At 49.1% G+C, this 26,173-nt stretch carries 29 protein-coding genes; 23 read left to right on the forward strand and 6 right to left on the reverse strand.

Annotated features, from left to right (window positions below):
• The first annotated feature begins 5 nt into the window (after window positions 1-5).
• The 9 genes from BLR06_RS11920 to BLR06_RS11960 all read left to right on the forward strand — a co-directional run bounded on the left by BLR06_RS11920 (window position 6) and on the right by BLR06_RS11960 (window position 8,216).
• Entirely contained in the window at window positions 6-620 is a 615-nt protein-coding gene (locus BLR06_RS11920) for a DUF4129 domain-containing protein (protein ID WP_173812755.1), read from the forward strand.
• Window positions 613-1,761 (forward strand): DUF4350 domain-containing protein, encoded by a 1,149-nt coding sequence (locus tag BLR06_RS11925; RefSeq protein WP_173812753.1) that lies wholly within the window; start codon window positions 613-615, stop codon window positions 1,759-1,761. The genes BLR06_RS11920 and BLR06_RS11925 overlap by 8 nt, the downstream gene beginning before the upstream one ends.
• On the forward strand, window positions 1,754-2,707 hold the full coding sequence (locus BLR06_RS11930) for an AAA family ATPase (protein ID WP_092073429.1): 954 nt from the start codon (window positions 1,754-1,756) through the stop codon (window positions 2,705-2,707). The genes BLR06_RS11925 and BLR06_RS11930 overlap by 8 nt, the downstream gene beginning before the upstream one ends.
• A 31-nt stretch (window positions 2,708-2,738) precedes the next feature.
• Window positions 2,739-4,064: a DUF58 domain-containing protein gene (locus BLR06_RS11935; protein ID WP_173812751.1), complete on the forward strand. Its 1,326-nt coding sequence runs from the start codon at window positions 2,739-2,741 to the stop codon at window positions 4,062-4,064.
• An 8-nt stretch (window positions 4,065-4,072) separates the two neighbouring features.
• A complete protein-coding gene (locus tag BLR06_RS11940; RefSeq protein WP_092073435.1) occupies window positions 4,073-5,056 on the forward strand; it encodes a stage II sporulation protein M in 984 nt (327 codons plus the stop codon).
• Window positions 5,053-5,823 (forward strand): RDD family protein, encoded by a 771-nt coding sequence (locus BLR06_RS11945; protein ID WP_092073438.1) that lies wholly within the window; start codon window positions 5,053-5,055, stop codon window positions 5,821-5,823. Before BLR06_RS11940 ends, BLR06_RS11945 begins: the two co-directional genes overlap by 4 nt.
• A 221-nt stretch (window positions 5,824-6,044) precedes the next feature.
• A complete protein-coding gene (locus BLR06_RS11950) occupies window positions 6,045-6,953 on the forward strand; it encodes a LysR family transcriptional regulator (RefSeq protein WP_092073441.1) in 909 nt (302 codons plus the stop codon).
• A 193-nt stretch (window positions 6,954-7,146) separates the two neighbouring features.
• Window positions 7,147-7,518, forward strand: coding sequence for a CidA/LrgA family protein (locus tag BLR06_RS11955; RefSeq protein WP_092073444.1), 372 nt, complete (start codon window positions 7,147-7,149; stop codon window positions 7,516-7,518).
• Window positions 7,515-8,216 (forward strand): LrgB family protein, encoded by a 702-nt coding sequence (locus BLR06_RS11960; RefSeq protein WP_245698133.1) that lies wholly within the window; start codon window positions 7,515-7,517, stop codon window positions 8,214-8,216. Before BLR06_RS11955 ends, BLR06_RS11960 begins: the two co-directional genes overlap by 4 nt.
• Window positions 8,217-8,326: 110 nt before the next feature.
• Here BLR06_RS11960 and BLR06_RS11965 read toward each other — a convergent pair whose 3' ends face one another.
• The gene (locus BLR06_RS11965) at window positions 8,327-9,721 is read right to left on the reverse strand and encodes an FMN-binding glutamate synthase family protein (protein WP_092073447.1); all 1,395 of its coding nucleotides are present in this window, start codon (window positions 9,719-9,721) and stop codon (window positions 8,327-8,329) included.
• Window positions 9,722-9,998: 277 nt separating this feature from the next.
• Between BLR06_RS11965 and BLR06_RS11970 the strand changes: the two genes are divergently transcribed.
• Together BLR06_RS11970 and BLR06_RS11975 are read left to right on the forward strand one after the other, a co-directional pair.
• Complete coding sequence (locus BLR06_RS11970; RefSeq protein ID WP_092073450.1) at window positions 9,999-11,045, forward strand: type III polyketide synthase; 1,047 nt, start codon at window positions 9,999-10,001, stop codon at window positions 11,043-11,045.
• Complete coding sequence (locus BLR06_RS11975; protein ID WP_092073453.1) at window positions 11,039-11,557, forward strand: isoprenylcysteine carboxyl methyltransferase family protein; 519 nt, start codon at window positions 11,039-11,041, stop codon at window positions 11,555-11,557. The genes BLR06_RS11970 and BLR06_RS11975 overlap by 7 nt, the downstream gene beginning before the upstream one ends.
• Before the next feature lie 95 nt (window positions 11,558-11,652).
• On the opposite strand, the gene BLR06_RS11980 is transcribed toward BLR06_RS11975, so the two are convergent.
• Window positions 11,653-12,426 carry a sulfite exporter TauE/SafE family protein gene (locus tag BLR06_RS11980; protein ID WP_092073456.1) on the reverse strand — a complete coding sequence of 258 codons (774 nt, stop codon included), beginning with the start codon at window positions 12,424-12,426 and terminating at the stop codon, window positions 11,653-11,655.
• Window positions 12,427-12,639: 213 nt separating this feature from the next.
• On the opposite strand from BLR06_RS11980, the gene BLR06_RS11985 reads away from it, so the two are divergent.
• The 4 genes from BLR06_RS11985 to BLR06_RS12000 all read left to right on the forward strand — a co-directional run bounded on the left by BLR06_RS11985 (window position 12,640) and on the right by BLR06_RS12000 (window position 15,982).
• On the forward strand, window positions 12,640-13,317 hold the full coding sequence (locus BLR06_RS11985) for a uracil-DNA glycosylase (RefSeq protein WP_092073459.1): 678 nt from the start codon (window positions 12,640-12,642) through the stop codon (window positions 13,315-13,317).
• A gap of 86 nt (window positions 13,318-13,403) precedes the next feature.
• Window positions 13,404-13,652, forward strand: coding sequence for a GlsB/YeaQ/YmgE family stress response membrane protein (locus tag BLR06_RS11990; RefSeq protein ID WP_092073462.1), 249 nt, complete (start codon window positions 13,404-13,406; stop codon window positions 13,650-13,652).
• A 304-nt stretch (window positions 13,653-13,956) separates the two neighbouring features.
• Window positions 13,957-15,633 (forward strand): glutamine--tRNA ligase/YqeY domain fusion protein, encoded by a 1,677-nt coding sequence (locus tag BLR06_RS11995; protein ID WP_092073465.1) that lies wholly within the window; start codon window positions 13,957-13,959, stop codon window positions 15,631-15,633.
• A gap of 46 nt (window positions 15,634-15,679) precedes the next feature.
• A complete protein-coding gene (locus tag BLR06_RS12000) occupies window positions 15,680-15,982 on the forward strand; it encodes a hypothetical protein (protein WP_092073468.1) in 303 nt (100 codons plus the stop codon).
• Here BLR06_RS12000 and BLR06_RS12005 read toward each other — a convergent pair.
• The gene (locus tag BLR06_RS12005; RefSeq protein WP_092073471.1) at window positions 15,972-16,373 is read right to left on the reverse strand and encodes a thioesterase family protein; all 402 of its coding nucleotides are present in this window, start codon (window positions 16,371-16,373) and stop codon (window positions 15,972-15,974) included. The genes BLR06_RS12000 and BLR06_RS12005 overlap by 11 nt on opposite strands.
• A 126-nt stretch (window positions 16,374-16,499) precedes the next feature.
• Between BLR06_RS12005 and BLR06_RS12010 the strand changes: the two genes are divergently transcribed.
• Together BLR06_RS12010 and BLR06_RS12015 are read left to right on the forward strand one after the other, a co-directional pair.
• Window positions 16,500-17,000: a spore coat protein gene (locus BLR06_RS12010; protein WP_217636899.1), complete on the forward strand. Its 501-nt coding sequence runs from the start codon at window positions 16,500-16,502 to the stop codon at window positions 16,998-17,000.
• Between the two features lie 183 nt (window positions 17,001-17,183).
• Window positions 17,184-18,566 carry an NAD(P)/FAD-dependent oxidoreductase gene (locus BLR06_RS12015; RefSeq protein ID WP_092073474.1) on the forward strand — a complete coding sequence of 461 codons (1,383 nt, stop codon included), beginning with the start codon at window positions 17,184-17,186 and terminating at the stop codon, window positions 18,564-18,566.
• 150 nt (window positions 18,567-18,716) lie between these two features.
• Here BLR06_RS12015 and BLR06_RS12020 read toward each other — a convergent pair whose 3' ends face one another.
• Window positions 18,717-19,232, reverse strand: coding sequence for a DUF5683 domain-containing protein (locus BLR06_RS12020; protein ID WP_092073477.1), 516 nt, complete (start codon window positions 19,230-19,232; stop codon window positions 18,717-18,719).
• 159 nt (window positions 19,233-19,391) lie between these two features.
• The gene (locus BLR06_RS12025; RefSeq protein WP_092073480.1) at window positions 19,392-19,898 is read right to left on the reverse strand and encodes a mismatch-specific DNA-glycosylase; all 507 of its coding nucleotides are present in this window, start codon (window positions 19,896-19,898) and stop codon (window positions 19,392-19,394) included.
• A 93-nt stretch (window positions 19,899-19,991) separates the two neighbouring features.
• On the opposite strand from BLR06_RS12025, the gene BLR06_RS12030 reads away from it, so the two are divergent.
• Entirely contained in the window at window positions 19,992-21,209 is a 1,218-nt protein-coding gene (locus BLR06_RS12030) for an iron-containing alcohol dehydrogenase (protein ID WP_245698134.1), read from the forward strand.
• Between the two features lie 17 nt (window positions 21,210-21,226).
• The gene (locus tag BLR06_RS12035; protein WP_092073483.1) at window positions 21,227-21,826 is read left to right on the forward strand and encodes a trimeric intracellular cation channel family protein; all 600 of its coding nucleotides are present in this window, start codon (window positions 21,227-21,229) and stop codon (window positions 21,824-21,826) included.
• A 54-nt stretch (window positions 21,827-21,880) separates the two neighbouring features.
• Here the strand turns inward: BLR06_RS12035 and BLR06_RS12040 are convergent, their stop codons facing one another.
• Window positions 21,881-22,462 carry a superoxide dismutase family protein gene (locus BLR06_RS12040; RefSeq protein ID WP_217636900.1) on the reverse strand — a complete coding sequence of 194 codons (582 nt, stop codon included), beginning with the start codon at window positions 22,460-22,462 and terminating at the stop codon, window positions 21,881-21,883.
• Window positions 22,463-22,657: 195 nt separating this feature from the next.
• Here BLR06_RS12040 and BLR06_RS12045 point away from each other — a divergent pair, with 195 nt between their 5' ends.
• The 4 genes from BLR06_RS12045 to BLR06_RS12060 all read left to right on the forward strand — a co-directional run bounded on the left by BLR06_RS12045 (window position 22,658) and on the right by BLR06_RS12060 (window position 26,104).
• Window positions 22,658-23,776 carry a RuBisCO large subunit C-terminal-like domain-containing protein gene (locus tag BLR06_RS12045; RefSeq protein ID WP_092073486.1) on the forward strand — a complete coding sequence of 373 codons (1,119 nt, stop codon included), beginning with the start codon at window positions 22,658-22,660 and terminating at the stop codon, window positions 23,774-23,776.
• An 18-nt stretch (window positions 23,777-23,794) separates the two neighbouring features.
• Complete coding sequence (locus BLR06_RS12050) at window positions 23,795-23,995, forward strand: hypothetical protein (RefSeq protein WP_092073489.1); 201 nt, start codon at window positions 23,795-23,797, stop codon at window positions 23,993-23,995.
• Window positions 23,996-24,011: 16 nt separating this feature from the next.
• On the forward strand, window positions 24,012-24,329 hold the full coding sequence (gene ppnP / locus BLR06_RS12055; protein ID WP_092073492.1) for a pyrimidine/purine nucleoside phosphorylase: 318 nt from the start codon (window positions 24,012-24,014) through the stop codon (window positions 24,327-24,329).
• Between the two features lie 380 nt (window positions 24,330-24,709).
• Window positions 24,710-26,104: an ammonium transporter gene (locus tag BLR06_RS12060; protein WP_092073495.1), complete on the forward strand. Its 1,395-nt coding sequence runs from the start codon at window positions 24,710-24,712 to the stop codon at window positions 26,102-26,104.
• The last annotated feature ends 69 nt before the right edge of the window (window positions 26,105-26,173 follow it).

Consider the following 26,173-nt stretch of genomic DNA (forward strand, 5'->3'; position numbering starts at 1 on the left):
AGAAGATGATCGGTGATACGATGAGCAATGAGCATGCTCGAGCTGTGCTGGAACAGATTTTAGCCACTCCGGAATTTGCAATTCATAATCTTGGGAAGCGGATAAGCGCTTTTTTATTAGAAAATATGGCGTTAGGCGGTAAAGGAGTACATGCTGACGATATTTTGGTCATCGGCGGAATTGTTGCAATGATCGCCGGCTTGGCGCTGCTGATTTATTTGCTTCGCTCTATCGTGCCGTTTTGGCGGGTTATGGTTAAAGAGGCGGAGTGTGAGACCGCGCCAAGTGAATTATTGATTCGTCCTTCCTCTGCTGCGCTGTTAAAACAAGCTGATGAAAATACATCCCGGGGGGAGTTTAGAAGTGCTTTACGGGAGATCTATTTAGCGGCTCTGATTGAGCTGAATAACCGCAGTCTGATTGTTTACCAGGCGGCAAAAACCAATAGCGAGTATTTAAGGGAAATAAGGCTGCACGCGGCAGATGCGGCAGCCAATTTTCACATTCTGGCAACTTTATTCGAGCATAAGTGGTATGGGCTGGAAAGCTGCTCCGGAGAAGATGTTAACCAGGGTAAAACGTTATATGCGGCTTTGGCAAAGGGGGAGGAGAATGGCTAAGAAGACACCAACTTCCCGCATCTACATTGCCGCAGGCGGTGCACTGGCGGTTATCATTATCTTGTGTGCGATGCTCCCACAGGCGGACAATGTTCTTTACAGTACGTTAAGTTCAGGTGCAAAAGGTACGAAAGCAGTGTTTTTGCTGCTGGAGAAGGAAGGGCAAAAGGTAGAACGTGCCGCCGGGTTTGTTCCGCCAGGCAATGGGCTGGCAATTCTGCTGGAACCGGCCGGGCGGCTGTCCGCCGAAGACCGGGACAGGCTGCTTGAATGGGTGACTGACGGCAATACCGTTCTATTGGCCGGCGAGCAGCCGAATTTGCTCTATCGGCATTTTGGTTTTTGGCCGGAACCGGCTTTGAGCAGGCCGTCAATTGCTTCTGTTTCTTCATCACATCAACTGCTGCAGGGTGTAGGGCAGTTGGACCTTGTTGAAGGAACAAGAGTTAATGATGCGGCTGCAGCAGATTTTCAGTATGGAGATGATCACGGGGCTTATTTAGGTGAAGTTGTTTACGGCAAGGGACGGATGGTTTTTCTAACAGTACCCGGCTTGTTAAGTAATCAGCAGATTGGCGAACAGGATAATTTAATTTTGGTTTTGAATATTGTCCGTCTTTACGGCGGAGCGGGTATTTGGTTTTGTGAAGGTACCGGCGTCAAATCAGGCCATGCCGCGCAAAGGGCGTTGCTAGGGCCGCTGGCATTGACCGGGGGCCAATTTATACTGGGCCTGTTGTTATTGTACTATTTTTGGGGCAAACGCTTTGGCAGGGCGATTTCCTTGACGGTAAAGGATAAACAATTAACAGGCAGTTATGTAAGTTCACTTGCTGTTATTTATCGCCAGGCACGTGCCCGGCATTTAATTTTTGAAAGCATTTATCAAGGATTTAGAGAAGATTTGGCCCGGTATTTAGGGATGCCTTCCAGCAGTTCCAATGATGAGCTGATCGGCCTGTTTTCCAGTCGGGCGAATATTGATGCCCAAAAGTTGGGTGACTTGCTGAACAATAGTGAACAAATTCTGGTAAGGCCTGATTTTACGGAAGACGAATTGCTGGCCATCGTACGGGAGATGGAAAGCTGGCGTGAGGACAATCTTAGTTTTAAAGCAAAAAGGGGCAAAGACAATGGCTGATTATCAATTAAAAACACAGGTTGAACAATTGCTGGCCGGTCTGGGTACGGTGTTTGCCGGGCAACAGGCCGTGATTGAAGAAGTATTGATCGCAATGGTTGCCCAGGGGCATGTCTTGCTGGAAGGACCGCCCGGGGTAGGTAAGACAACCCTTGTTAACACTATGGCGGCCTTAACGGCATGCGAGTTTCGCAGGATTCAGTTTACTCCTGACTTAATGCCCTCTGATATTATCGGCGCCAATGTGTTTAATTTCCAGACAAGTGAATTTACCCTGAAACGAGGTCCCATCTTTACTCATTTCCTGCTGGCTGATGAAATCAACCGCACGCCGCCGAAAACCCAGGCGGCGTTGCTGGAAGCAATGGGAGAGAAACAGGTTACCATTGACGGGGCAGCGTTTAAGCTGGAGCCGCCATTTCTGGTGTTTGCCACGCAAAACCCGATTGAACACGAGGGGACCTATCCGTTGCCGGAAGCGCAGGTTGACCGCTTTTTGCTGAAGGTTTTGGTGCCCTATCCGGAGCGGAGTGATGAGAAAGTTATTTTAGACATGATGCAAAATGGCCGGCCGGCAGCTGCAATGCTGGAGCAGATAAAGCCGGTGCTGGATAAAGAGCAGTTTTTGCAGCTTAAGCAGCAGGCGGATGCAGTAACGGTAGAAGATGGTATTCTGAATTATATTCTGGATATTGTTCATGCAACCAGGCAGAATCACCATTTGGCGGTGGGCGGCAGTCCGAGGGCCTCGCTGTCTTTGCTTATTTGCAGCAAAGCTTTGGCTGCGTTGCAGGGGCGTGCTTTTGTCACGCCTGATGATATAAAACGGGTAAGTTTTCCTGTGTTGCGGCATCGGATTATATTAAAACCGGAAGCTGAAATTGAGGGACTTGCCGCCGACACGGTCGTTAGACTGATTCTTGATGGCATTGAGGTTCCTCGTTAATGTAATTACCGTTGATATGGGAGGAAGGCCAGTGGTTTTTAGTCCAAGGGCAATTGCCCTGGTGCTGGGGGGCGCAGTCAGCTTGTTTTTCCTGGTGATCATAGCAGCGTTTACGCTGCAGCAGGCGCTTGCTTTTTTGCTGTTGTATGATGGCGTTATTTTAGGTCTGGTACTGCTTGACCTCAGGTTAACCATGAAGCCTCATCGGCTGAAGGCAGACCGCCTGTATGAACAGCGTATGTCAATCGGGATTGAAAACGCGGTCGTACTGACGGTTGGAAATGACGGCAGGCAGGACGTCCGGGTTATTGTTAAAGATGATATACCGCCGGAGTTTCAGGCAGGGCAAAACCGGTGGGAAGTACTGTTAGGTGCGGGGGAAACGGCCAAAGTGCGGTATATGGTCAAGCCGCCTAAACGGGGTGATTATGTTTTCGGGGCGATTCATCTTCGTTATTACAGCCGTCTGGGATTATTTATGCAGCAAATGAAGATACTTCCTCCGGCTACCGCTGTCAGGGTATATCCCAATATCCGGGAAATAAGCAATTATCAGCTGGGCCGTCAGGGCAATTTTATGGGCTCAGGGGTTAAGGTCTCCCGCCTGGCGGGGCTTGGAACTGATTTTGAAAGCTTGCGTGATTACCGGACTGATGATGAGTTCAGGCGGATTAACTGGGGCGCCACGGCCCGCCGGGGACGATTAATCAGCAATCAATATGAAGTAGACCGGAGTCAGCAGATTTTACTGGTGCTTGACGCCGGACGGTTGTTGAGCGGTGAATTTGACCAAGTTACGATGCTGGATCACGCCATTAACGCCAGTTTATTATTGGGTTATGTCGGTATAACTAGAGATGACAAAGTCGGGTTGCTGACTTTCTCGGATAAGGTCAAGCTGTATCTACCTCCCGGCAAAGGTCAGCCGCAGCTGCAGAAAATTTTGGCTAAGTTGTATCAGTTGCAGCCGGAACTTGTGGAAAGTGACTATCAGGCAGTTTGTCAATATATCGGCACGAAAAACCGTAAACGGAGTTTGGTTTGTTTTTTTACTGATCTTATTGATGAAGAAGCCTCCAAGGGATTGATTGAATGTATATCTATTCTGAGCAAACATCATTTGGTTCTTTGCATCACCCTGCAGGATGCCGGCATTGTCGGCAAAGCCGGCATATGTCCGGTCAATTCCCAGGAGGTCTATGAGAAGGGGATTGCCATTGAAGTGCTGCGGAACCGTGAGAAATCCGCCGCATTGCTGAAGCAAAGAGGGGTAACGGTATTGAACGTTACGCCCGGGGAACTATCCGTTAATCTGGTGAATAAATATCTTGAAATGAAGTCTCAGCTGAAATTATAGGAGCGGCAATGAATTCAGAACTGTTTTTAAAAACCTACCGACAAACCTGGGAGCGGTTTGACCGGATTGTACAACAAATGGAAAGAAGCGGTATTGCCAGTTTAAGCCGTGAGGAGGTCAGGATGCTTGGCCCCCTGTTTAGGAGAATAACGGCACAGCTGGCCTATGCCCGCAGCAACTATCCCGGCCACGAAATGGTTGGTTATCTGAATAACCTAGTGGTTAAAGCACATGGACATCTTTATCGGCAGGAAACGTTTGGCCTGAAATCTGTCTTGCATTTTTACTCTCGCGAGTTTCCACGGCGTATTGCCGACGAAAGGCGGCTAATTGGGGCGGCCGCCGCGATTCTGCTGCTGGGCCTGTTAACCGGATATTTGATCTACTATTTTCAACCGGTGCTGACCGGCTGGTTTATTCCGGAGCAATTAGTACCGGAAGAAATAGTCGCAGGTCAGACCGGAATCAACGGATGGGAAGGCCTGGGTTCGCTTCTGTCAACAGTAATTATGCTAAACAATATTAAGGTCGGCGTATTGGCCTTTGGACTGGGCGTTACTTGGGGGCTGGGGACTTGCGCGGTGTTATATCTCAATGGAATCATGGTAGGGATTTTGGGGGCAATGTATACGAATAAGGGTTATGCCCTGGACTTTTGGTCGTTGATACTCCCCCATGGAGTTCTGGAGCTTGCCGCTATTTTTATTTGCGGGGGAGCCGGCTTTGTATTGGCTAAGGCTCTGGTAAAGCCGGGAGATTTCAAACGACGGGAGCTGTTGCCCGTGCAAGGCCGGGCGGCGCTGTCGTTAGTTGCAGGAACCCTGCCTCTTTTTGTTATTGCCGGTTTAATTGAAGGGTTTGTTACGCCGAGTGTTCTGCCAAAGTATGTTAAAGTTGCGGTAGGCGGAGGTTCGCTGCTGCTGTTTTTGTATTATGTCTGGCGGGGAAATCAAGCCGGACAAGCGGATTCATACAGGGGGTGGAGGCAATGAAGGAGTTCAGCCTGATCAGCCCTGAAAAGGTGCGCCTTGAGTTCAAACTGGCTGGAATAGGCTCACGTTTTGCCGCAGCATTTGTGGACGGGGTGTTTAAAACAATACTGGTCGTGTTCTTTGTTGTTGTCAGTTGCAGCCTTTGGGGCGTGGGATTAAGCGGCTGGGTTGATGTGCCTGAGTTTGAAGAATATTTTTCTTTATGGGGAGCACTTATTCTATTGATCATTTTTGGTATTGTATACGGCTATTCGATTTTTTTTGAAACAATATGGAACGGACAAACTCCTGGCAAAAGACTGATTAAGATCAGGGTTGTACAGCGTGATGGCTCTCCGGTTACCTTTATGCAGGTTTTAGTGCGGAATATGTTGACGATTATTGATCAACTGCCGTTTCTTTATGCGGTCGGTATGGTTGCGGTATTAGTCACTAGGCGGAATCAACGCCTGGGAGATCTAGCCGCGGGAACGGTAGTACTAAGAGAAAAGGGCGGATCGGCTCCACCGGTGATTGATTATGCCGTCCCGGAGGCGGAGTGGGCAGGTTCTGCGCGACTATATTTACATACAATCACGGAGGACGAATTTGCAACGCTCAAGCAGTATTTATTGAGGAAAGATGAGCTTAGGCCAGAGGAGGCTTCGCAGTTGGAACATAGACTGGTTGCCCATTTTAGTAAAAAACTGAGCATTCGTGCGGCGGCCATCGATGATTATCATGTTTTTTTACAGCAGGTTGCGCAGTTGTTCCAAGCGAAAGGCTGATTGTTGCGTTTGACAGCAGAAACTTACAGCTCTTTCATTGATTTATCCTATTCAGGCTACAAGGTGTTTTTCCGGCGATTGCCAGAAGAACACCTTGTTTTTTGGTGTAGCCGGAGCGTAACATCAGGCGGCCCTACAGGACAGCGGCCTGACTCTATCCGGTCTTAGTCATTAATGATACAATAACAAGTAACATGGTTAGCCGCACAAGGAGGAGCAGCATGGACATCTATCATCTGGAATATTTCATGGAGGTTGCCAGGCAGAAAAGCTTTAGCAAGGCAGCTGACGCCATCCATATTTCTCAGCCGTCAATTAGTAAAGCTATCCGTGATCTGGAACGGCAGCTGGGCGTAAAATTGTTTTATCGCAGCAACCGGCATGTGGAACTTACCGATGCCGGTGAGGCCATTTTAGAACAGGCGCAGCAAATCGTTTCTTCTTTCAGTGCGATTACGGCCCGCTTGGATGGTTTGACTAAGCTGCAAACAGGCAAGATCAATATTGGCCTGCCGCCCATTACCGGCGTTACGACATTTGCCCGGGTACTGGGAGATTTTAAAAAAGAATATCCGAAAATAACAATGAATTTGTATGAATACGGCTCCAAGAAAATTGAACAGGCGATACAGGAAGGCCTGATTGATATTGGCATTATCTGCGCTCCGCCGGAGGAGAGCGTTATCTATGAAATGATTTTCTTTCCGGTTGATCCGCTGTGGGTGATCATGCATCCGGAACACCGGTTAAGTACAGTGCAGTCTATTGATTACCGTGAGCTTGAGCCGGAGCAGCTGATTTCTTACAGCAATGATTTCAGCCTGCATGATATTGTGATCAACCGCTGCCGGCAGGAAGGTTTTCAGCCGAGGATTGTTTTTGAAACTTCACAGCTGGAGCTAATGACGCAATTGGTGGCCGCCAGTATCGGCATTGCCCTGCTGCCCAGCAAGGTCTGCCGGAAGTTTGACGGACAGGCGATTGTTTCCCGTCCGCTACAGGATCAAACACTGGGCATCAGGCTGGCGCTCTGCTGGAAAAAGGGCCGCTATCTTTCCCATGCCGTGCGGGAACTGCTGAGCTTTTTCAACACCAACTACAATTTGCCGGACGATGGATCAGGCATTTAGTTCATGCATAATTTTGATGTAATGTATGCTTAATGTTTATTGTACTTATCAACCTTTGCGCACTATAATCGATATATAGCAGGTGTGTACTGCAGATACGTCTGATGACAAGTACGCACAATGCGGCTGCTGCGGTGTCCGGGCTGTCAGGAATGGACAGTGGTACCGGCGGGAAGAAGGGTGAGATGTTTGTGTGCGCTATGTCAAAATATTATTTCAGATTGTTCTTTTAGGTGTGATTGGGCTTATCGGCAATGGCGTGGCGATGTTGCTGCCGTTTAAGGTTCCGGGCAGCATTATCGGCATTGGCATTTTGTTCCTGCTTATTGAGCGCAACTGGCTGGCCATGGCGTGGGTGGAGGACGGCTCAAACTTACTAATTTCTGAATTACTGCTGTTTTTTATTCCTTCAGCCATTGGCGTCATGCAGTTTTCCGGTTTGTTGCTGCAGCAATCGGTTGAACTGCTGGCGGTCATTTCCATTAGTACGCTCAGCATTTTGGCGTGTATTGCCGGGCTTAGCCGGCTGACGCATTATTACCGGGAGAGGGGCGAACGCATGTGAACGTTGTATTGGGCTTAATGTCGACGCTGATTATCTACCAATTGGCAAAACGATTGTATCAACAGTCCGCCTGTCTGCTTTTATCGCCTCTGTTGGTTTGTCCGGTGGTGATCATTGTGGCATTGCAACTGCTGCATGTTTCTTATGAAACCTATAATGCCGGGGGACAGCTTTTGAGCTATATGCTCCAGCCGGCGACGGTAGCGCTGGCCGTTCCTTTGTACCGTTACCGCAGCGTAATTAAAGAACATCTGCTGGAAATTGTGCTGTACGTATCCGCCGGGGCGGTTGTGGCGATTGTAACTTCGGTTGGCGCAGCCGGTTTGGCCGGGCTGCCGGTGCAGGTGGCGGATAGTTTGGCGCCACGGTCGGTTACTACGCCGATCGCTATGAATATATCGCAAATTGTCGGCGGGAATCCGGCGCTGACGGCGGCCTTTGTCATTATTACCGGCCTGGTAGGCACCGTTTTTGCATCGCTGGCGTTAAAGTACCTGTCAATTGAAAATCCGGTCACCCGAGGAATGATGCTGGGCATTTCGGCCCATGGCACCGGGATGTCCAAGGCGCATGAGCTGGGCTATCTGGAAGGAGCGAGCGCAAGCCTGGCAATGATCTTTATGGGGCTGATCACAGCTTTTATTGCTCCCGGACTTGTGCCGGTATGCCTGAAGCTGTTTGGGGGAACTTATGTATGATTTAGCGAGACGAGGGCAGGAACACAGTAAAAGGAAGAGACCGCCCAAAGCATGAGCATGCTTTGGGCGGTCTCTTCCTTTCAGCCTCACCTGCAGAAGAACCTGCCGGCCTATTGCAGCGGTGGCTGCTGCTGGTGTTCTGTCTGCTGGCAGGCATCGGTCTGTGAGGGGCGAGGGCGGCGTATCTGACCGGCATAACGGATGCCGATAAATTCGGCTAAGTCTTTGTCTACAGTGACCAGATCGGCCGGTCCAAGTTCATTCAGGGCTTGTTTGCCCAACGCCTGGGCGGCAAGCTTCATTTCGGCGGTGCAGGAGATGAGAAAATTTGCCAAACTGCGGGCAGCTTTGTCAATGTCTAATTTATCGGTCATGCGGCCGCCATACAGGGCCAGCTGCGAGGGCGGAGCCTGCGGCAAAACTTTTACCGCCTGGGCCTGCATGGCAGCCATTAAGGCAATTGTGCCAATATATACGGCATCGGCGCCTAAGGCTAAAGCTTTGAGAAAATGACCGGGTGTAGACATACCTCCGGCAATAATAATGCTAAAACGATCCCGCAGATCATTGGCAGTCAGCCAGTTTACTGTCCGGACCAGCGTGTAAAGGGTTGGCAGGCCAATATCATCCTGAAGTGTTGGCGGAGAGGAGGATGTGCCGCCTTCCGCGCCGTCAATCACTATGTAGTCAGCCTTGGTCTGGGCAATGACCGCCAACTCGTATTCAATAAAATCGGTGCCTGCAATTTTTACACCCACCGGCACATCATACTGCGATTTCATCGAATTGACCATTTTGATGTAATCCTGGGTCGATTGTTTTCCCGGCATCCGGGAATAGATGGTGGCGCTCTTTCCGTTTTCAAGCTGCCAGGTATGCTTTAGGTGTTCGTCTTTGCGTTCGGTAACAGAGGTTTCAACAGCGCCGCCCCAGGCTCCCTGACCAAGCTGAATTTCAATTGCATCCAGCTGGCTTAATTGTTCCTGACCGCTTAACCAGCCGCCGCGATGGTACTGACCAATTAAAAATTTGGCGGCGTCGCGTTCTTCGGGGGTAACCGCCGATTCACCTGTATTGGTGGAGGTTCCGGCCAGGGCTGCGCCTTTAGCCAGGGCAATTTTCATTGGCAGGCTTAGCGAACCGCCATAAGACATGCCCGTGATCATTACCGGCAGATCCAGCACCAACGGTTTTTTGGCATGGGGGCCGATCACTGTTTTGGTGGAAATCTGCCCGGTGCTCTCGGTTGGCAACTGAAACAATTGACGCGGGTTAAGCAGTATTTTATTCCAGGGTGACAGTACATTGGGGCTGCCCAGCGGCCGGGCGAGTTCTTTGCCTGTTTCAGCTCTGATGGCTGCTTCAATGGCAGCGCGCGGTGTTAGTTTTTCAGCAACGGTTACCAGCAGAAACGGGTTATCGGAATAGTCCTCGGTCATCATTTTCGTCATGGCTTCATCCATCATCGGGTCCATCATTTTCATTGCCAGCCAGCTTAATAACATGCGCTTCCCTCCACTATGTTGAGTATCTTGATCAAAGTCTTATTTTATCCGCACTAACCCACTCTCATATTATTCCTGCCGTTACTTCTGCAAGCGGGATCAGGAGCGGCTAAGTCTACTTTATTGTTTCCGGTACTGCCGATAATATTACAAATCGGTAAAGTTTTCAAAGGTCTCCGGCAAGTTTTTAGCAAGAGACAGGCCGAGCCGGCATATAGATAAAGTGTTACCTTTCTTTTAACCGAAAAATCTAACAGGTGAAGGTTGTGAGGGGAAAATGGCTCCAGCAAAGATACTTTCAGTAGGCTTGGCAGTCCCGGAGTTTCAAGTAGATCAAAATAAAGTAAAACAATATATACAGATGCTGTTTGACAGTGATGCCCGCAACCTGGCGCGATTGCTGCCGGTTTTCGATCATGCGGCAATTACCAAGCGGCATTTTGCCCAGCCGCTGGAATGGTATGCCGGAGAGCATACGTTTGCCGAAGCAAACGGGTTATATGAGACAATTGCGCTGGAATTAAGCGCTCAGGCGGCTCGTCAGGCGCTTGACAGCGCCGGTGTGCCGGCCAGCTCAATCGGTGCTGTGGTATTTATATCCTCCACCGGCATTGCCACGCCTACCATTGACGCCAAATTAATATCCCGGCTGGAATTATCAGGACATACAGTGAGGCTGCCCATTTGGGGGTTAGGCTGCGCCGGCGGCGCGGCCGGAGTAGCCAGAGCGGCCGAGATGGCGCAAATGATGCCTGGCAAAGCGGTTCTGCTCATTGCAGCCGAGCTATGCAGTCTTACCTTTCAACGGCATGATTTTTCCAAATCCAATCTGGTTGGCGCCGGTTTATTTGCCGATGGCGCCGCCGCCGCTGTCCTGTCAACCGAGGGATGCGGCCCGGCGGTGCTCGGCAGTTTGAGTACTTTATTCACCGACTCTGAAGACGTTATGGGCTGGGATGTCGTTGATACCGGGCTAAAGGTAAGGTTTTCACGGGATATTCCGGCAATTGTGCGCCGGCACTTACCGGTCTTAATGACCGAGGCTTGCTGCAGGTGGGGCATTGAGCGCTCCGACCTGGAGCATTATATTGTCCATCCCGGCGGACCCAAGGTTATCGAAGCCTATGTTGAGAGTCTGGGCCTGCCTGTGGGAGCAGTGGCTGAAGCTTATGCCGCTCTAGCGCAATTCGGCAATATGTCCAGTGCATCAATCCTTTTTGTATTGTCTAAATACTTGCAAAACCGTTTGCCTACTGAAAAATACGGCGTTTTTCTGGCATTAGGCCCTGGTTTTAGTTCCGAGCAGGTATTATTCCAATGGTAGCAATACTGGCGTTCGGTCTGGCTGCTGTAATCGCCGGGCAAAGGCTGATCGAACTTTGTATTGCCAGGCGTAACCGCCGTTATATTGAATCAATCGGGGGGCAGGAGGCGGGAGCCGGCCATTACCCCTTGTTTTTTGCTCTTCATGGCGGCTGGCTGGCCGGCTGGATCTATGAAGCTATTTCCACCGGTGGGCTTAGCGGCAACTGGCCGGTTTGGCTGGGGTTATTTGTATTGGCTCAGGGACTGCGCTATTGGTGCATGTTGAGTCTGGGGCGTTTCTGGAATACCAGAATCTTTGTAGTGCCGGGGCAGCGCAGAGTAAAGACCGGGCCATATCGCTTTATTGCCCATCCCAATTACCTGGCTGTTTGTATTGAACTGGCCTGCGTGCCGCTGCTATTTAACGCCGGGGCAACGGCCTTGGCGGCCTCTCTGGTAAACGCGCTGTTGTTAGGCGCTGTCCGCATCCCGGCGGAAGAAAGGGCTCTGCGGCAACTGCAAAATTCCTGACAGCAGGTAAAAAGTGGTACAAAAAACGCGAGAGCGCGCGGTTTTTGTACCACTTTTCTATTTCAAAATTTAGCTGCGACAACGGATCCTGCTGATTACAGAGCCTGATTGGCCGTCAGGGCCAGACGCAGACCCAGTGCGAACAGGGCCAGGGCCAGGAGAGCGATAATTGATTTTGACTTGGTGCGCAACGATAAGGCCGCACCAAACTGAGCTCCCGCGATCGCCCCAAGGCCGATGGTAAGGGCCGGTAATAACAGGACATTGCCGAGCAGCAGGTGCGAAGTCACTCCGAACAATGAAGATACGGCCAGTACAAAGTGGGAGGTGGCGGTCGCGATATGGGTCGGAAAACCCAATATGTAAATCATAATCGGCACATGGATAACTCCGCCGCCAATACCCAGAATGCTGGACAGAAAGCCGACACCGGCGCTAACGATAATACCCAGCGTGCGATTGTAGGTAAAGGAGGACGGATCAAATTCAGTACCGGCCCCTTTCGGTGAAGAACGGAAAAACATTAACAGAGCAATAAGCATTAAAAAAATACCAAAGGTCATTCTAAAACTGGCTCCGGTAAAATATTCAACCATATAACTGCCCAGAAACGCACCCGGTACAGTGGCGACGGCAAATTTAACAGCCGCGTCATAATAAATTTTTTTTTGCTTGATATAGGCATAGGTCCCGGACAGCGCGTTTAACAGAACGATCGTCAGGGACGTTCCGACAGCTTGCTGCGGGGTGTAGTTCATCAGCAGCACAAATACGGGGATCAGGATAATACCGCCGCCGATGCCTACCAGCGTGCCAAATGTTCCAACCGCAAAACCGAGGATAAATAAGGTCAGAATTGTTGTTAGTATGGTAATTACCTCCTTAACCAGGTCAAAGTAACGATGAGTACATCATACTGCTATTTTTATAAAAAGAAAAGTAATTAGCAGACATTCCCCGTATTTTCTGTTAAACGTCCGGGTTTGACCGGATAACACAAGACGGAGAGAGGAATATCCGGCCTTGTGTTTAATTATTTTACATAGCGTCAAAACAGGAACAGCCGGATGAGGAGTGAAAAGATGTTTAACAGCCATGTAGAACTGGAAGCTTCGTTATTTCAATGTAATCAATGCGCCTTGGCTCAGGATCAGAATCATGGGCCGACATCATATAACGGGACGCCGCACAGCAGTCTGGCCATTGTGGGTGAAGGTCCCGGACGGGTGGAGGATGAGTACGGCGTGCCCCTGGTTGGCCCGTCAGGCCAGCTGCTGGATAAGGCTTTGGCAAGCGTGGGTATTACCCGGGATTTGATATATACCACCAATATTGTTAAATGCCGCCCCAGAGGCAATCGAACGCCTACCGTTGAGGAAGGGCTTTTTTGCGCCAATATCTGGCTGGACGCCGAAATGAAATTAGTGCGTCCGCGGATCATTATCGCTTTGGGCAGCGTGGCTTTAAAATACCTGCACCATAGTAACGCCCGCATTACGAAGGACCGGGGGGCATGGTTTGAGACCAAATATGACATACCGGCAATTGCCACTTACCATCCGGCTTATCTGCTCAGGCTTAACGGCAAAGAATTGGTCAAGGCAAAATGGGAAGTCTATTACGACTTTAAGGCTGCGGTTGATAAGGTATTGGCCCTGGAGCCCAATACTTCCCTGAAATCCGACCTGCCGCCCAATTTACTTGAACAATATGCGCCAAGGCGGCAAAGCCGGTTAAAACAGCCGGCTGGAAAAATATAACGTTATAGATACCAGGTTGAATGGGGCAGACTAATTGCAGCAACAGGATTTTTGGAATCGTCATATTTCCAAAAGGAGGAACCAGTATGCTGTGGTCTTTAATTATTGGATTAATTGCCGGGTGGCTGGCTGGTAAAATTTCACGCGGCAATAGCTTTGGCCTGATTGGGAACTTGGTGGTAGGTGTAATTGGCGCTTATGTCGGAGGGTTTTTGTTCGGCTTACTGGGCCTAAACGCCTATGGAACAATTGGCAGTATTGTTGTCAGCACAATCGGGGCCATCGTTTTTTTATGGGTACTTAGTATGTTTGTCAAGCCTAAACGGGTGGTTTAAAGCAGATAATGTTTGAAAAATAAAGTGAGGAAGCCGGAGAAATTGAACCGGCTTCCTCACTTTATTTGCACGGAATAATGCATCATCAAATGCTGCCATTGCGGTTTTGCCGGCCATTGTATAAGTATACCGCCGGCTTTATTGAATTATGTGCTGAAATAAATTAGAAAAAGTCTTAATTCACTACTATTTTAAGCTATATTTTACCATAATAGATAAGGAGATGTTTATCTGAGCAGGAAACATAAGAAGTAATGACGAATAACGTCAATTTAGAAAAGACGTCGCGAAGGAGCCTGGAATTATGTCGATGAATGCTGTTGTATCATCAAATTTTATTCAAACAATGATTGATGAAGACCTGCGTAACCAAAAAAACGGTAATAAAGTCCATACCCGCTTTCCGCCGGAACCTAATGGATATCTGCATATCGGTCATGCCAAATCAATCTGCCTGAATTTTGGGCTGGCTCGCCAGTATAACGGGTTATGTAATCTCCGATTTGATGATACAAATCCGGTGAAAGAGGATATTGAATATGTTGAATCTATCCAGGAAGATGTTCAATGGTTAGGATTCTCCTGGGATGACCGGCGGTATTATGCTTCTGATTATTTCGGTAAACTATATGACTATGCCGTTTATTTGATTAAGAAGGGCCGGGCTTATGTTTGCGACTTATCGGCGCAGGAAATGCGTGAGTATCGCGGAACCTTGACTGAACCAGGGAAAGAGAGCCCTTATCGCAACCGGCCGGTTGAGGAAAACTTAGCATTATTTGAACAGATGAAAGCCGGCAAGTTTCCGGATGGCGCCCGTGTTCTCCGGGCTAAAATAGATATGGCTTCCCCCAATTTAAATATGCGCGATCCGGCGTTATACCGCATTTCTCATTCCTCTCATCACCGGACCGGCGATAAATGGTGCATTTATCCAATGTACGATTTCGCCCATCCGATTTCCGATGCCTTGGAAAACATTACCCACTCAATTTGTACCCTGGAGTTCGAAGATCATCGCCCGTTGTACGATTGGGTACTCAAGGCCTGCGATTGTCCCCTTCCCCGGCCGCAGCAGATTGAATTTGCCAGGCTGAATTTGAATCGTACGGTAATGAGTAAACGCAAACTAAGACTATTGGTTGAAGGCGGTCATGTAAGCGGCTGGGACGATCCACGGATGCCGACCATTTCCGGTTTACGCCGCCGTGGGTATACGCCGGAGGCAATTCGGGATTTTTGTGACCGGATTGGTGTGGCAAAAAGCAATAGCACAGTCGATATTGCACTGCTGGAGCACTGTATCCGCGAAGACCTTAACCGCCGGGCCGCCCGGGCGATGGTCGTGCTGCGTCCGCTCCGGGTGGTCATTGAAAACTACCCGGAAGGGCAGGTTGAGCAGCTTACGGCTGAAAACAATCCCGAGGATGATGGCATGGGAAACCGAAGCATTCCTTTTTCCCGTGAATTATATATTGAGCAAGACGATTTCATGGAAGAACCGGCCAGGAAATTCTTCCGGCTGGCTCCTGGCAAAGAAGTACGGCTTAAGCATGCCTACATTATTAAATGTGAACGGGTAATTAAAGATGAAGCAGGCAGTATTATTGAAGTTCGCTGCAGTTATGATCCGGAAACGAAGAGCGGCGGAACAAACAGCGGCCGTAAAGTGAAAGGCACTCTGCATTGGGTATGCGCCAGTCAGGCTGTGCAGGTTGAAGTACGATTATACGACTATCTGCTGACAGATGACAGTGATGAGGAAGCTGAAGATTTTATTGCAACATTAAATGAAAATTCGCTGGAGACGATTAGCGGCTGTATGGCGGAACCCAGTCTGGGTGAAGCCCGGCCAGGTAACCGTTATCAGTTTCTGCGGCAGGGGTATTTCTGTGTTGATGCTGATTCAGCGTCGGGAAAACCAATTTTTAACCGAATTGTAGGGCTGCGGGATTCCTGGGCAAAAATGCAAAAAGGCTGAATGGGAGCTGCCAAAGGCAGCCGCCCATTTTTTGAGGTGATAACTGATGGCTAAAATACCAAAAAATTTAAGTGACAATGCAATGTTTTCGGGGTTTAAGGAAAAGGCGACGTTTGAAACAGCGGTCTACAGTGAGGCTGAGGAACCGGTTAAACCAGGGAAAAAGGAACAAAAAGAAGACCTTGCCACCGCTTTTTTCACTCCGGAAATTCAGGAGAAGGTAGGCAAGGCCTTACTGGAAATTAAACTTGAGCTTTATAAACAAGGCACGATTGATTACACCATTAAGGTTGTCCGTCAAGGCAATCAGGTTATTCTGACTGCCGTACCGGCCAAGCCTAAGAAGTAGCCAGCTTGCTTTCTGTTTTTTGTAAAAATCTTTCGATATCAATGATGTAACGTTGGTGAGTTCCCTCACCAATTTTTTCTTTTTCATCGAAAGCTTCCACCCGGAAGGTTAATTTTTTCCCTGTTATCCCGGTTAGTTCAGCCGCTGCCCGCACCTGCATGCCAATGGGCGTAGCTGCGATGTGGCTGACATTTACATGAATCCCGACAGTAGCCATGCCGGCCGGCAGATGCGGTTCGACAGCGGCGAGGCAGGCCGCTTCAATTAAGCCGATCATCGCCGGGGTGGCATACACCGACACTGAGCCGCTGCCATACCTGACAGCGGTATTCTCAGGGGTTACCTGCTCGGATTTCTCACTTGTCAAACCCACTGGTAAATGAAGTTCCATCCAATCACTCCCTGGTTATTTGTTGCCAGGCAATCAGCCTGTATATCTGCAGTATAGCAAATCCGGGGAAAAAATAGAATAGGCTTCCAGAACTCAGGCCAAACTATTGGCAGGAGGTGATGATTAGTGGCCCTAAATTTATCCCGAAAAGAACAAATGCTTTTACAGGATCAGAAAAAGCATGAGCAGATTTGCGTACAAAAATATCAATCCTATGCAAATCAAACGCAAACGCCCCAATTAAAGCAGCTGTTTACCAATTATGCGCAGGCGGAACAGCAGCATCTGAACACCATCAACCAAATTCTCAGCGGCCAAGTGCCCGATGTCCAGCAGCAAGGCCAGCAACAAAATCAGCAGGGTCAGCAACAGAACCAGCAAGGCAGTGGGCAACCGGCCGGTGCCGGCAGTCCGTCTGCATTTGCCGGCGGCCCAAATGACGCAGCGTTGTTAAACGATATGCTGATGACTGAAAAATATGTGTCCGGCACCTATGATACAGCTATTTTTGAGTTTGCCGATCCAAGCGTCAGACAGGTTCTCAATCATATCCAAAAAGAAGAGCAGGAGCATGGTGAAGGTCTGTTTAAGTATATGCAAAGCCAGGGGCTGTATAATGTTCAATAGTCAATTTGAAGAAGCGCTCTTGCGGGCGCTTCTTTTTTTCGAGCAGCACCCCCAAAACGTCCGGTCATAGGACGCCGTCCGAAGCCATTGCCAATAAATTATTCTGGTCAAACAGGGCATTATGATATATAATATCTGTGGCAATTTGGCTGAACGCTGTTTATTGCAGAGGGGAGAGGCTATATGGGTAGACAATACGATGTGGCGATTATCGGCGGGGGGCCTGCCGGGATTTTCGCCGCCTATGAGTTGGCGAGGCTTAATCCGGAGATCAGAGTAATCCTGATTGAAGAGGGACGTGATATATACAGCCGGCGATGTCCGATTGCCGAGAAAAAAGTCGAGCACTGCATTAATTGCAAGCCCTGCAGCATCATGCGCGGCTTTGGCGGGGCGGGCGCTTTTTCCGACGGGAAATATAATTTTACCACTCAGTTTGGCGGCTGGCTGAACGAATATCTTCCGGACGATGAGGTACTCAGCCTGATTGACTATGTTGATGGGGTAAATAAGCAGTATGGAGCGCCAAGTGAGTACTTTAGCACGCAAAACAGCTCGCTGGGCAAACTGGCCATCGGATTTGGCCTACACCTGCTTGAGGCAAAAGTCCGGCACCTGGGCACTGAAAACAACCTCAAAATTCTCGAACAAATTTATGAACAGCTTAAGGATAAGATTACCCTGATTTTTAACAGGCATGTGGCGTCGATTGATCAAACCGAGGCGGGTTTTGGGCTTCAGTTACTTGATGACGAGCCGGTAAGCTGCCGCTATTTGATTGCCGCACCCGGCCGGGCCGGATCGGAATGGTTTGCCGGCCGGTGTAAAGAGATGGGGCTGACCATGCTGAATAACCAGGTTGACGTTGGCGTAAGAATAGAAATTCCGGCAACCGTATTCCAGCATATCACCGATGAAGTTTATGAGGCCAAACTGATTTACCGTACGAAACAATACGGCGATTTGGTCCGGACTTTTTGTATGAATCCCAAAGGATATGTTGTAGCCGAAAACACGGATGGCATTGTTACTGTGAACGGACATAGCTACCGGGATGAAAAACTGCACAGCAAAAATACGAATTTTGCCTTACTGGTAAGCAATCGTTTTAATGAACCCTTTAACGAGCCGCATCAGTATGGTAAACGAATTGCCTCTTTTTCTAATATGCTGGGCGGTGGCGTGCTTGTACAACGGTTTGGCGATCTGATCAAGGGCCGGAGAACGAATGAACACCGCCTGGAGCAAAGTTTTACCAAACCAACACTAAAAGCGACGCCGGGCGACCTAAGCCTGGTACTGCCTAAGCGTCATTTGGACAACATTATTGAAATGATTTATGCCTTAAATAATATTGCGCCGGGCATGGCCAATGACGATACTTTGCTGTATGGTGTTGAAGTCAAGTTTTATAGTTCCCGGTTAAAGCTGACTGATGAGCTGGAAACTGAAATTCCCGGGCTGTTTGCAATTGGCGACGGAGCCGGCGTGACGCGCGGGTTGTCTCAGGCCAGCGCCAGCGGCGTATATGTTGCCCGGATCATTCATGACAGACGGAAAGCCTGAGAAATATAAAGAGGGTGTCTTTAAATGGAAGTATTTAAAGACACCCTCTTTGCAATTTGTCAACTGCCGTCCGCAGGAGCCTTGGCTATGGACGCGTCCTTGCTTATGAAAGGGCCGGCTGGTTTTTGCGGTATGGCGCCCAGGGGATGATCAGCTTTTATCCGGCAGGGTCTGGCGGCTGAAGCGCTTCTCCAGCTTTCCGCCAATGATGGCGGAAATAAAGCCGATAGCCAGGCCGCTCCAGACTGGCGAGCCGCCGAAACCCCAAAAGGATCCCAGGTGCATGCCGACAGTCAAACCAATGAAAAAGCCGCTGAAGTGCGCTGGCTTTCCGGTAGCGGTTACCCCCTGGTCGCGCAGTCTTTTATTAATTTCAAGGGCCTTATTATAGGCCTGCCACATGCCATAGGTCCATAAGGCCGGGTAAAACTGCAGCCAATGGTAGTCAATTACCTGACGGGATTCAGCAAAATTGAAATTAAATGAATGGTGTATGGCAAGGTTAAGCTGGGCATGATTATTAATAAAAAATTCGAAAAGAATCATGGCAATGCCCAGTAAATATTCCTGATTATAGACCTGGCCGAGGCCCGGAATCATCGCTGACCAGCCTAAGGCAACCCAAGGCGAGCGATAAGTTAAATCTTGCAGCTCATTTAATTTCAAATGACAGACCCCCCTGATATTCAATGCTGGTAGACCTTAATGACATTATGTCAATGGGGAGTATTTGAAAGATATTCCCTATTTGTATTATATGTAAGCGCACTCTTACTTTATGCAAAACAGGCAGGCGTAAGCAGGAAATTTACTGCTCCTGTTAGTTTAATTGGCGATTAGAGCGGCTAAGAGCCGGTAGTAGTTAAGCTGATCGGCAGACTTGATCCGGTTAAGGCCGCTCGGCGACGGTAAAACAAAATCAATGATGCCGGGGATCATGCCGGTGGCCTGCCGGCCGCAGCTTACTGTTGAAAGCCGGGCAAATTCTTTATACACGCCAATGCCGGCAAAGCAGGCAATTTCAGGCTGGTATTGGCGGAGCTTTGCAAATAATATTTCACGGCCGGCGGCGTATTCGGCCTTGGTTATCTCAGCCGCAGTGCGGCTGGGGCGGGCAACGATGTTGGTGATGCCATAACCAAAGGACAGCAATAATGCGTCCTGGTCCGGTCTCAACTGATAGGGCGTTAAGGCGGCAAGCGCCAACAGCTTCCAAAACCGGTTGGAATGACCGGCAAAATGATGACCGGTTAAGGCGGAACGCTCACCGGGGTTAAAGCCGATGAATAGTATTTTAAGACCAGGTGTGATAATATCCGGTACCGGACGCATAACAAACCGCTCCTTTTTGCTGGCAAGTGTAAAAAAATTTAAATTAAACTGTTGATGAAAAGGATTAAGACAAGCTGGAGTTAAATATAGTGAATGGCTGGTGTATTTGCTGTTTGGTATTCTGACTGGTGTTCGTCAAGCAAAAAAGCAAAGGGTTGTGATAACGAAATGAAAAGTCTGATGTTTGGCGGCGAGCGGCTGATTGTGGGTAATGGTTCGCTGGAATATCTTAAAAATATTGCGGCAACGAAAGCTTTTATTGTGACCGGGAGTAAATCAATGCTGGAAAACGGTACGATCGCCCGGATTCAGAAGCTGCTGGCTCATAGCCACTGCCTGAGCGCTGTGTTTTCCGGCGTGGTCAAAAATCCTGATACGCAAGCGGTATTAAGCGGTCTTGCTGCAATGCAGGCGTTCAAGCCGGATGTTTTAATTGCTGTCGGCGGCGGATCAGCACTTGACGCGGCAAAGGTAATGGCTTTGTTTTATGAATATCCTGAAATTAACTTTGACAACTTCTTTTCATGCACGATTCCCGGGCGCCGGAATAACCTGAAGTTTATCGCCATTCCAACGACTTCGGGCACAGGAAGTGAAGTAACCAAAGCCGCTGTTGTTACGTTTAAACAGCAGAACTTAAAAATTGGACTTAAAACAACAGCTTTTATTCCCGACATTGCCATTCTGGATGCCGGTTTAACGATGACGATGCCGGACCAGATCGTCGCCGAGACCGGAATGGATGCAGTAACCCATGCGGTCGAGGCTTATCTGAATCATAACCTGGACGATTTTACCGAGGTTATGGCCAGAGGCGCGATTGAAGGGCTGCTTGCCTATTTGCCGTTTTCCTATCAGGATAAAACCATTGGCAGCCGGGAGAAAGTGCACCACTTTCAAAGTTTGGCCGGCTATGCTTTTGATAATGTCGGTTTGGGCATGGCCCATGGAATTGCTCATGCCATTGGCGGCAGGTTCGGCCTGGGGCATGGACTGATTAACGCCATTGCTTTGCCCTATGTGCTTGAATATAACGCGCGCAGTCCGCTGGTTCAGGAAAAACTAACCCACCTGGCGAGAGTAATCGGAGCCAATCATTTCATCGGCGCAATTAAGAAATTAAACGCCGTATTGCAAATACCCGACTCCTTGGCCCAAGCCGGTCTGGAGAAGGCGCAGTTTTTTGATGATTTTAAGGATTTGGTGGATAATTCACTCAAAGGTTCCACCAGGGCCAATCCGGTGCTGGTCGGCGCTGAAGATATGGCTGGTATTTTAACAAGCATATACGAAGGCGCTAGTTTAGCGTAGGGGCAGGTAGGGATAACATGATTGTATTGGATTTAATGGGGATCATTGGCACGGTGGCGTTTGCGCTGGCCGGGGCGCTGACCGGCATTAAAAAAAAGCTCGATGTATTTGGGGTCATCATGTTAGCAATCACCACTGCCACTGGCGGGGGAATATTACGGGACTTGCTCATTGGCAATTCCCCGCCATTCGCATTGCGGGACCCCACCTTTGTGTTGATCAGTATTGTTACTGCGTTGGCTTCGTGTTTTGTTTATCATCAGATTACGCGATTTAATTATTTCATTCTGATCTGCGATGCCATCGGTTTAGGCGCTTTTACCGCCGGCGGCGCCAATATGGCCATTATGCAAGACCATAATACGCTGTTTATCATGATTGTATTAGGGGTAACTACCGGCGTAGGCGGCGGAGTGCTTCGAGACCTGTTTGTCCAGGAGATTCCTTTTGTATTTCGCAAGGAAATTTATGCTGTGGCCGCCATTGTTGGCGCAGCCTGTTTTTATTATACACAGTCCGCTTTGCCGGAGCCAGTGCCAATGTATTCTTGTTTTGTGGTTACTGTTGTCATCCGGGTGCTCAGTATTGTTTATGATCTTAATTTGCCTGTTGTTTAGCGGCTCGCAGCACCACGATCCGCGGAGGCCTGCCCGGCGGGGTGCGGAGCGGGGTTAGACATCCGATAAGTGGCGCGCCCAGCGAACGATTCCGCAAGCGAGGCGGAGGCCGGAGTCGCCGGTCGGCTGGGTCCGATAATCATCGGGACTTTGATGAATAATGACTGTTTTATCAATAATGTCGTCAACGTTAAATTTATCGGTAAAAAAGGTCATTTTGGCCCGGCCATGATTGGAAAATAAAGCGGGGAAATCACCGGCATGATTGCCGTGCGGCTGATTGCCGGGGTTCCAGTGGGATCCGGCTGCAGTAAAAGGGTCGGCCGGATCGCCAACTTTACAGCTGCAGTTTTCATGCAAATGAAAGCCATGCGGGCCGATTTGCGGTTTGTTGTTTTGTCCCGGACGAAAAGGAGGCAGGCCGCTGACATCTGCGGAAACCTCAGTGCCGCCAGGAATATCCCGGAAAATAACAATGCCCCTGATTGCCGGTGCAAGCGGGCCGCCTTTGATTCTGGCTATGGCAGTGCGGGTAGGCATACCGGTTTCCGGCCAGCATTGCGCGAAAGCTTTACACTGCCAACACTGGCAGCTTTGTTTACCGCTGGCCGGCGAATGGCGTTTTGAGCTAGTCATAGTTTCACCCTCCGTATTTGGTTGTCAATGATTAATTTATACTATGTTTGGCCTTGTAAAATGTTTTTAAAAATGAAAATAAGAGAACTAAACTAGGTTTGATTACAGGAATAAGCGGTTGAGGGCTAGAAATGATTAAGGCGCAAAAGCATTATCAGCAAACCATTTCAGGCAAAAGAGTATGGAGGGGCAATCATGTTGTCAGGCGAGCGATTTAGCGTGGAATACCGGCTGTCAGGCAATGAGCAGGAAGCTTACGCCAAGGCCAAAGATATTTGCATTGAACAAACGGTTGAGTTTCCGGAAGAATTATTGCCGGATAATTTCATCCGTGAGGAAGTTGTAGGAAAAATTGAAAGCTTTAGGTCAGGCCGGGACTGCCATTATGCTGTCATTAGTTATGCCATTGAGACAGCGGCTGACGAAATCACTCAGTTGCTTAATGTAATCTTTGGCAATAGCAGCATTAAGCCTGGTATCCGGGTTGAAGCGCTGCAGCTTTCCGGCTCTTTGCTCAAGCTGTTTGCCGGGCCCCGCTTCGGCCGGGACGGTTTACGCAATCTACTTGACGTACCAAAGCGGCCGTTGCTGTTTACGGCATTAAAACCAATGGGGCTCTCAGCGGAAGAATTGGCGCAAATGGCCTATCAGCTGGCGCTTGGCGGGATTGATATCATCAAGGATGACCACGGTCTGACCAACCAGAAGTTTGCCCCCTTTGATGAGCGCGTCAGCCGGTGCGCCGCCGCAGTGGCAAAAGCCAATAGCCAAACCGGACAGCAGTGCATTTTTGTGGCCAACGTAACAGCTCCCGGTCAGCAGACGGTTGAGCGGGCTTATCAGGCCAAGGCCGCCGGCGCGGGCGGCCTGATGATTGCCCCGGCGCTGACGGGGCTGTCTGTAATGCAGCAACTGGCGGATGACGAAACCCTCGGGCTGCCTGTTTTTAGTCATCCGGCTTTTCAAGGCAGTTATGCGCTGAGCGCCGGGCATGGGATCTCACATCCGGTTTTATTCGGTCAATTGGCCCGTTTGGCTGGCGCTGATGCGACCATTTATCCGAATTTCGGCGGCAGATTCTCCTTTAGCCGCACAGAGTGCGAAGATATCGCCGAAGCCTGCGCTGCGCCGCTGGGCGCGGTCAGGCCGATATTTCCCAGTCCGGGCGGCGGTATGACGTTGGAGAAGGTCCCCGAATTGCTGGCTGTTTACGGCCGGGAAGTGATATTTTTAATTGGCGGCGGACTGGTTAAACATAGTCCTGATCTCATCCATAATTGCCGTTATTTTAGAGAAATGGTTGAAAAATTTTAATTGTTGGAGGATACATGGATGGATATTAGCAATGAGACATCGGAACTGAAAAATAAAGAAAGCTGGGAAGGCTTTGTAAAGGGAGACGTATTGAATTTTTTGATTGGACACAATCTTCAGGCCATAACTGTTGACGATGGGGCCGGTAAAAAAGGCATTATTAAAAAAGCAGCCAGTGGTGAGTATAAAGTTCAAATTACTTCTAACGAAACATTATAATCGGGAGGTCGCGGCAATGAGCCAGTTTGAAAATGTCACTGTGGTAAAATCCGCCAATATTTATTTTAACGGGAATGTGACCAGCCGCACGGTAATTTTTGCTGATGGCAGGCGAATCACTTTGGGGATTATGATGCCAGGCGAATACGAGTTTGGCACAGAGGCCGCCGAAAGCATGGAAATTCTGTCCGGGGATTTGACGGTTTTATTGCCGGGAGCAACTGAGTGGCGGCAGGTCAGCGGCGGCGACGTCTTTAATGTACCGGCAAAAGCGCGTTTCAAGCTTAAGGTCAGTGCGGTTACCGACTATTGCTGCGCTTATATTACCGGGTAGACCAGGGCAAGGTGAAGCAAGTTTGGCCGGGGAATTATGTCTATGACAGAAAAACAAAATAAATGTCGGAATTTGTTTTAGGGAATAGAGATTTTAATTTTCTGAATATCTATTTTTAGTATTGACACCGGCAAAATCGGTTGTTATACTAGTGTCAATAAGAAACTCAAAGGCAATGAGGCCTTCGCTATTACGATGCGAAGGCCCTTTTGCATTTTCGCAGACGATGATGTCTTGCAGCTTTTGTTTACTGCTGCCGGACTCTATTTTTTATCACGCCAAGGAGGTGTAGATATTTAATTTGTTTCACTATTGCAATCATATTGAACTAAACCTGATGAATACCCAATGAAAATAATTTAATGAAAGAGGGGATGAACATGAAAAAAGTTTGGTCTGTTTTAACAATTTGCCTGATGTTAACTTTTCTGTTTGTACCAGTGGCTTTTGGTGAGGGCACAGAGGCGGCATCCACAATCGATACTGGAGATACCGCCTGGGTACTGGCAAGCGCTGCCCTGGTCATGCTGATGACACCGGGTCTGGCCTTGTTTTACGGCGGTATGGTCAGGACAAAAAATGTGCTTACTACGATTATGCAAAGTTTCTTTATTGTTGCACTTATTTCAGTTCAATGGGTATTATTGGGCTATACATTAACTTTTGGTTCTGATATAGGCGGGCTGATCGGCGGCTTGGAATTCTTTGGTTTAAACGGTGTGGGCCAGGAACCGGGCGCATTTTCCGATACCATCCCCGCTTTGGCTTTTGTAGCCTTCCAATGCATGTTTGCTGTCATTACTCCGGCTCTGATTACCGGAGCATTTGCTGAAAGAATGAAATTCCCGGCTTTTATTGTGTTTATTGTCGCCTGGGCTACTTTCGTTTACAATCCGTTTGCCCATTGGGTATGGGGCGGCGGCTGGTTGTTTGAGCTGGGAGCGCTTGATTTTGCCGGTGGTACGGTTATTCATATTCTTTCCGGCGTTTCCGCACTGGTAGCTTGTATCGTACTTGGCAAACGGCGCGGCTATGGCACTTCGCCAATTCTGCCGCATCATCTGCCGATGACTGTTTTGGGCGCGGCTTTACTGTGGTTTGGCTGGTTTGGCTTTAATGCCGGCAGCGCACTTGGCGCCAACGGTCTGGCGGCTTCAGCCTTTGTTGTTACTCAGGTTGCCGCTGCTGCAGCAACTCTGGCCTGGGTATTTGCAGAATGGATTCATAATGGCAAACCGACAATTTTGGGCGCTGTCAGCGGCTGCATCGCCGGTTTGGTAGCCATTACGCCCGCCGCGGGGTTTGTATCGACGATACCTTCGTTAATCATTGGTTTAGCTGGCGGCGTAATTTGTTATTTTGCCGTTGCCGTTGTTAAACAAAAGCTTGGCTATGACGATTCGCTTGATGTTTTCGGCATTCACGGCATCGGCGGCACCTGGGGTGCTATTGCCACCGGTTTGTTCGCTTCAACTGGCGTAAACTCGGCAGGAACAGACGGTTTATTTTATGGCGGCGGCGCTGCTCCTGTTGTTACCCAGCTTATTGCCGTTGTTGCTGCCTGGGTATTTGCAGCCATAATGACTTTTGTGCTGCTGAAAATCATTGGCAGCTTTATGAAACTACGGGTTAATGAAGATGAAGAGACTACCGGCCTGGATGTCAGTGAGCATGGTGAACGGGCTTATGCTCAGGACTTTGTAGCCGGAGCGCCTATTTCCCATAGTCAGGCAATTGTGCAAGATAGCGTTGCAGGAAAAGCCAATTTAGTTTAAACTTGAAGGAGTAAGACTGGAGCAGAGCAGGTTTAGCATAAAGAAAGATTCGGTTACGGGAGCGAAGGA

Origin of the sequence: Dendrosporobacter quercicolus, from assembly GCF_900104455.1 — a bacterium.
GTDB classification, from domain to species: domain Bacteria; phylum Bacillota; class Negativicutes; order DSM-1736; family Dendrosporobacteraceae; genus Dendrosporobacter; species Dendrosporobacter quercicolus.

Coding starts and splice junctions, on each gene's coding strand:
- ppnP (WP_092073492.1), top strand. CDS start 24,012: ATGAGCCAGTTTGAAAATGTCACTGTGGTAAAATCCGCCAATATTTAT.
- BLR06_RS12025 (WP_092073480.1), bottom strand. CDS start 19,898: ATGCGTCCGGTACCGGATATTATCACACCTGGTCTTAAAATACTATTC.
- BLR06_RS11975 (WP_092073453.1), top strand. CDS start 11,039: ATGGTAGCAATACTGGCGTTCGGTCTGGCTGCTGTAATCGCCGGGCAA.
- BLR06_RS11985 (WP_092073459.1), top strand. CDS start 12,640: ATGTTTAACAGCCATGTAGAACTGGAAGCTTCGTTATTTCAATGTAAT.
- BLR06_RS12040 (WP_217636900.1), bottom strand. CDS start 22,462: ATGACTAGCTCAAAACGCCATTCGCCGGCCAGCGGTAAACAAAGCTGC.
- BLR06_RS11940 (WP_092073435.1), top strand. CDS start 4,073: ATGAATTCAGAACTGTTTTTAAAAACCTACCGACAAACCTGGGAGCGG.
- BLR06_RS11920 (WP_173812755.1), top strand. CDS start 6: ATGATCGGTGATACGATGAGCAATGAGCATGCTCGAGCTGTGCTGGAA.
- BLR06_RS12050 (WP_092073489.1), top strand. CDS start 23,795: ATGGATATTAGCAATGAGACATCGGAACTGAAAAATAAAGAAAGCTGG.
- BLR06_RS12045 (WP_092073486.1), top strand. CDS start 22,658: ATGTTGTCAGGCGAGCGATTTAGCGTGGAATACCGGCTGTCAGGCAAT.
- BLR06_RS11925 (WP_173812753.1), top strand. CDS start 613: ATGGCTAAGAAGACACCAACTTCCCGCATCTACATTGCCGCAGGCGGT.
- BLR06_RS12000 (WP_092073468.1), top strand. CDS start 15,680: ATGGCTAAAATACCAAAAAATTTAAGTGACAATGCAATGTTTTCGGGG.
- BLR06_RS11945 (WP_092073438.1), top strand. CDS start 5,053: ATGAAGGAGTTCAGCCTGATCAGCCCTGAAAAGGTGCGCCTTGAGTTC.
- BLR06_RS12030 (WP_245698134.1), top strand. CDS start 19,992: ATGGCTGGTGTATTTGCTGTTTGGTATTCTGACTGGTGTTCGTCAAGC.
- BLR06_RS12005 (WP_092073471.1), bottom strand. CDS start 16,373: ATGGAACTTCATTTACCAGTGGGTTTGACAAGTGAGAAATCCGAGCAG.
- BLR06_RS12035 (WP_092073483.1), top strand. CDS start 21,227: ATGATTGTATTGGATTTAATGGGGATCATTGGCACGGTGGCGTTTGCG.
- BLR06_RS11995 (WP_092073465.1), top strand. CDS start 13,957: ATGTCGATGAATGCTGTTGTATCATCAAATTTTATTCAAACAATGATT.
- BLR06_RS11950 (WP_092073441.1), top strand. CDS start 6,045: ATGGACATCTATCATCTGGAATATTTCATGGAGGTTGCCAGGCAGAAA.
- BLR06_RS11970 (WP_092073450.1), top strand. CDS start 9,999: ATGGCTCCAGCAAAGATACTTTCAGTAGGCTTGGCAGTCCCGGAGTTT.
- BLR06_RS12060 (WP_092073495.1), top strand. CDS start 24,710: ATGAAAAAAGTTTGGTCTGTTTTAACAATTTGCCTGATGTTAACTTTT.
- BLR06_RS11965 (WP_092073447.1), bottom strand. CDS start 9,721: ATGTTATTAAGCTGGCTGGCAATGAAAATGATGGACCCGATGATGGAT.
- BLR06_RS11990 (WP_092073462.1), top strand. CDS start 13,404: ATGCTGTGGTCTTTAATTATTGGATTAATTGCCGGGTGGCTGGCTGGT.
- BLR06_RS11930 (WP_092073429.1), top strand. CDS start 1,754: ATGGCTGATTATCAATTAAAAACACAGGTTGAACAATTGCTGGCCGGT.
- BLR06_RS12015 (WP_092073474.1), top strand. CDS start 17,184: ATGGGTAGACAATACGATGTGGCGATTATCGGCGGGGGGCCTGCCGGG.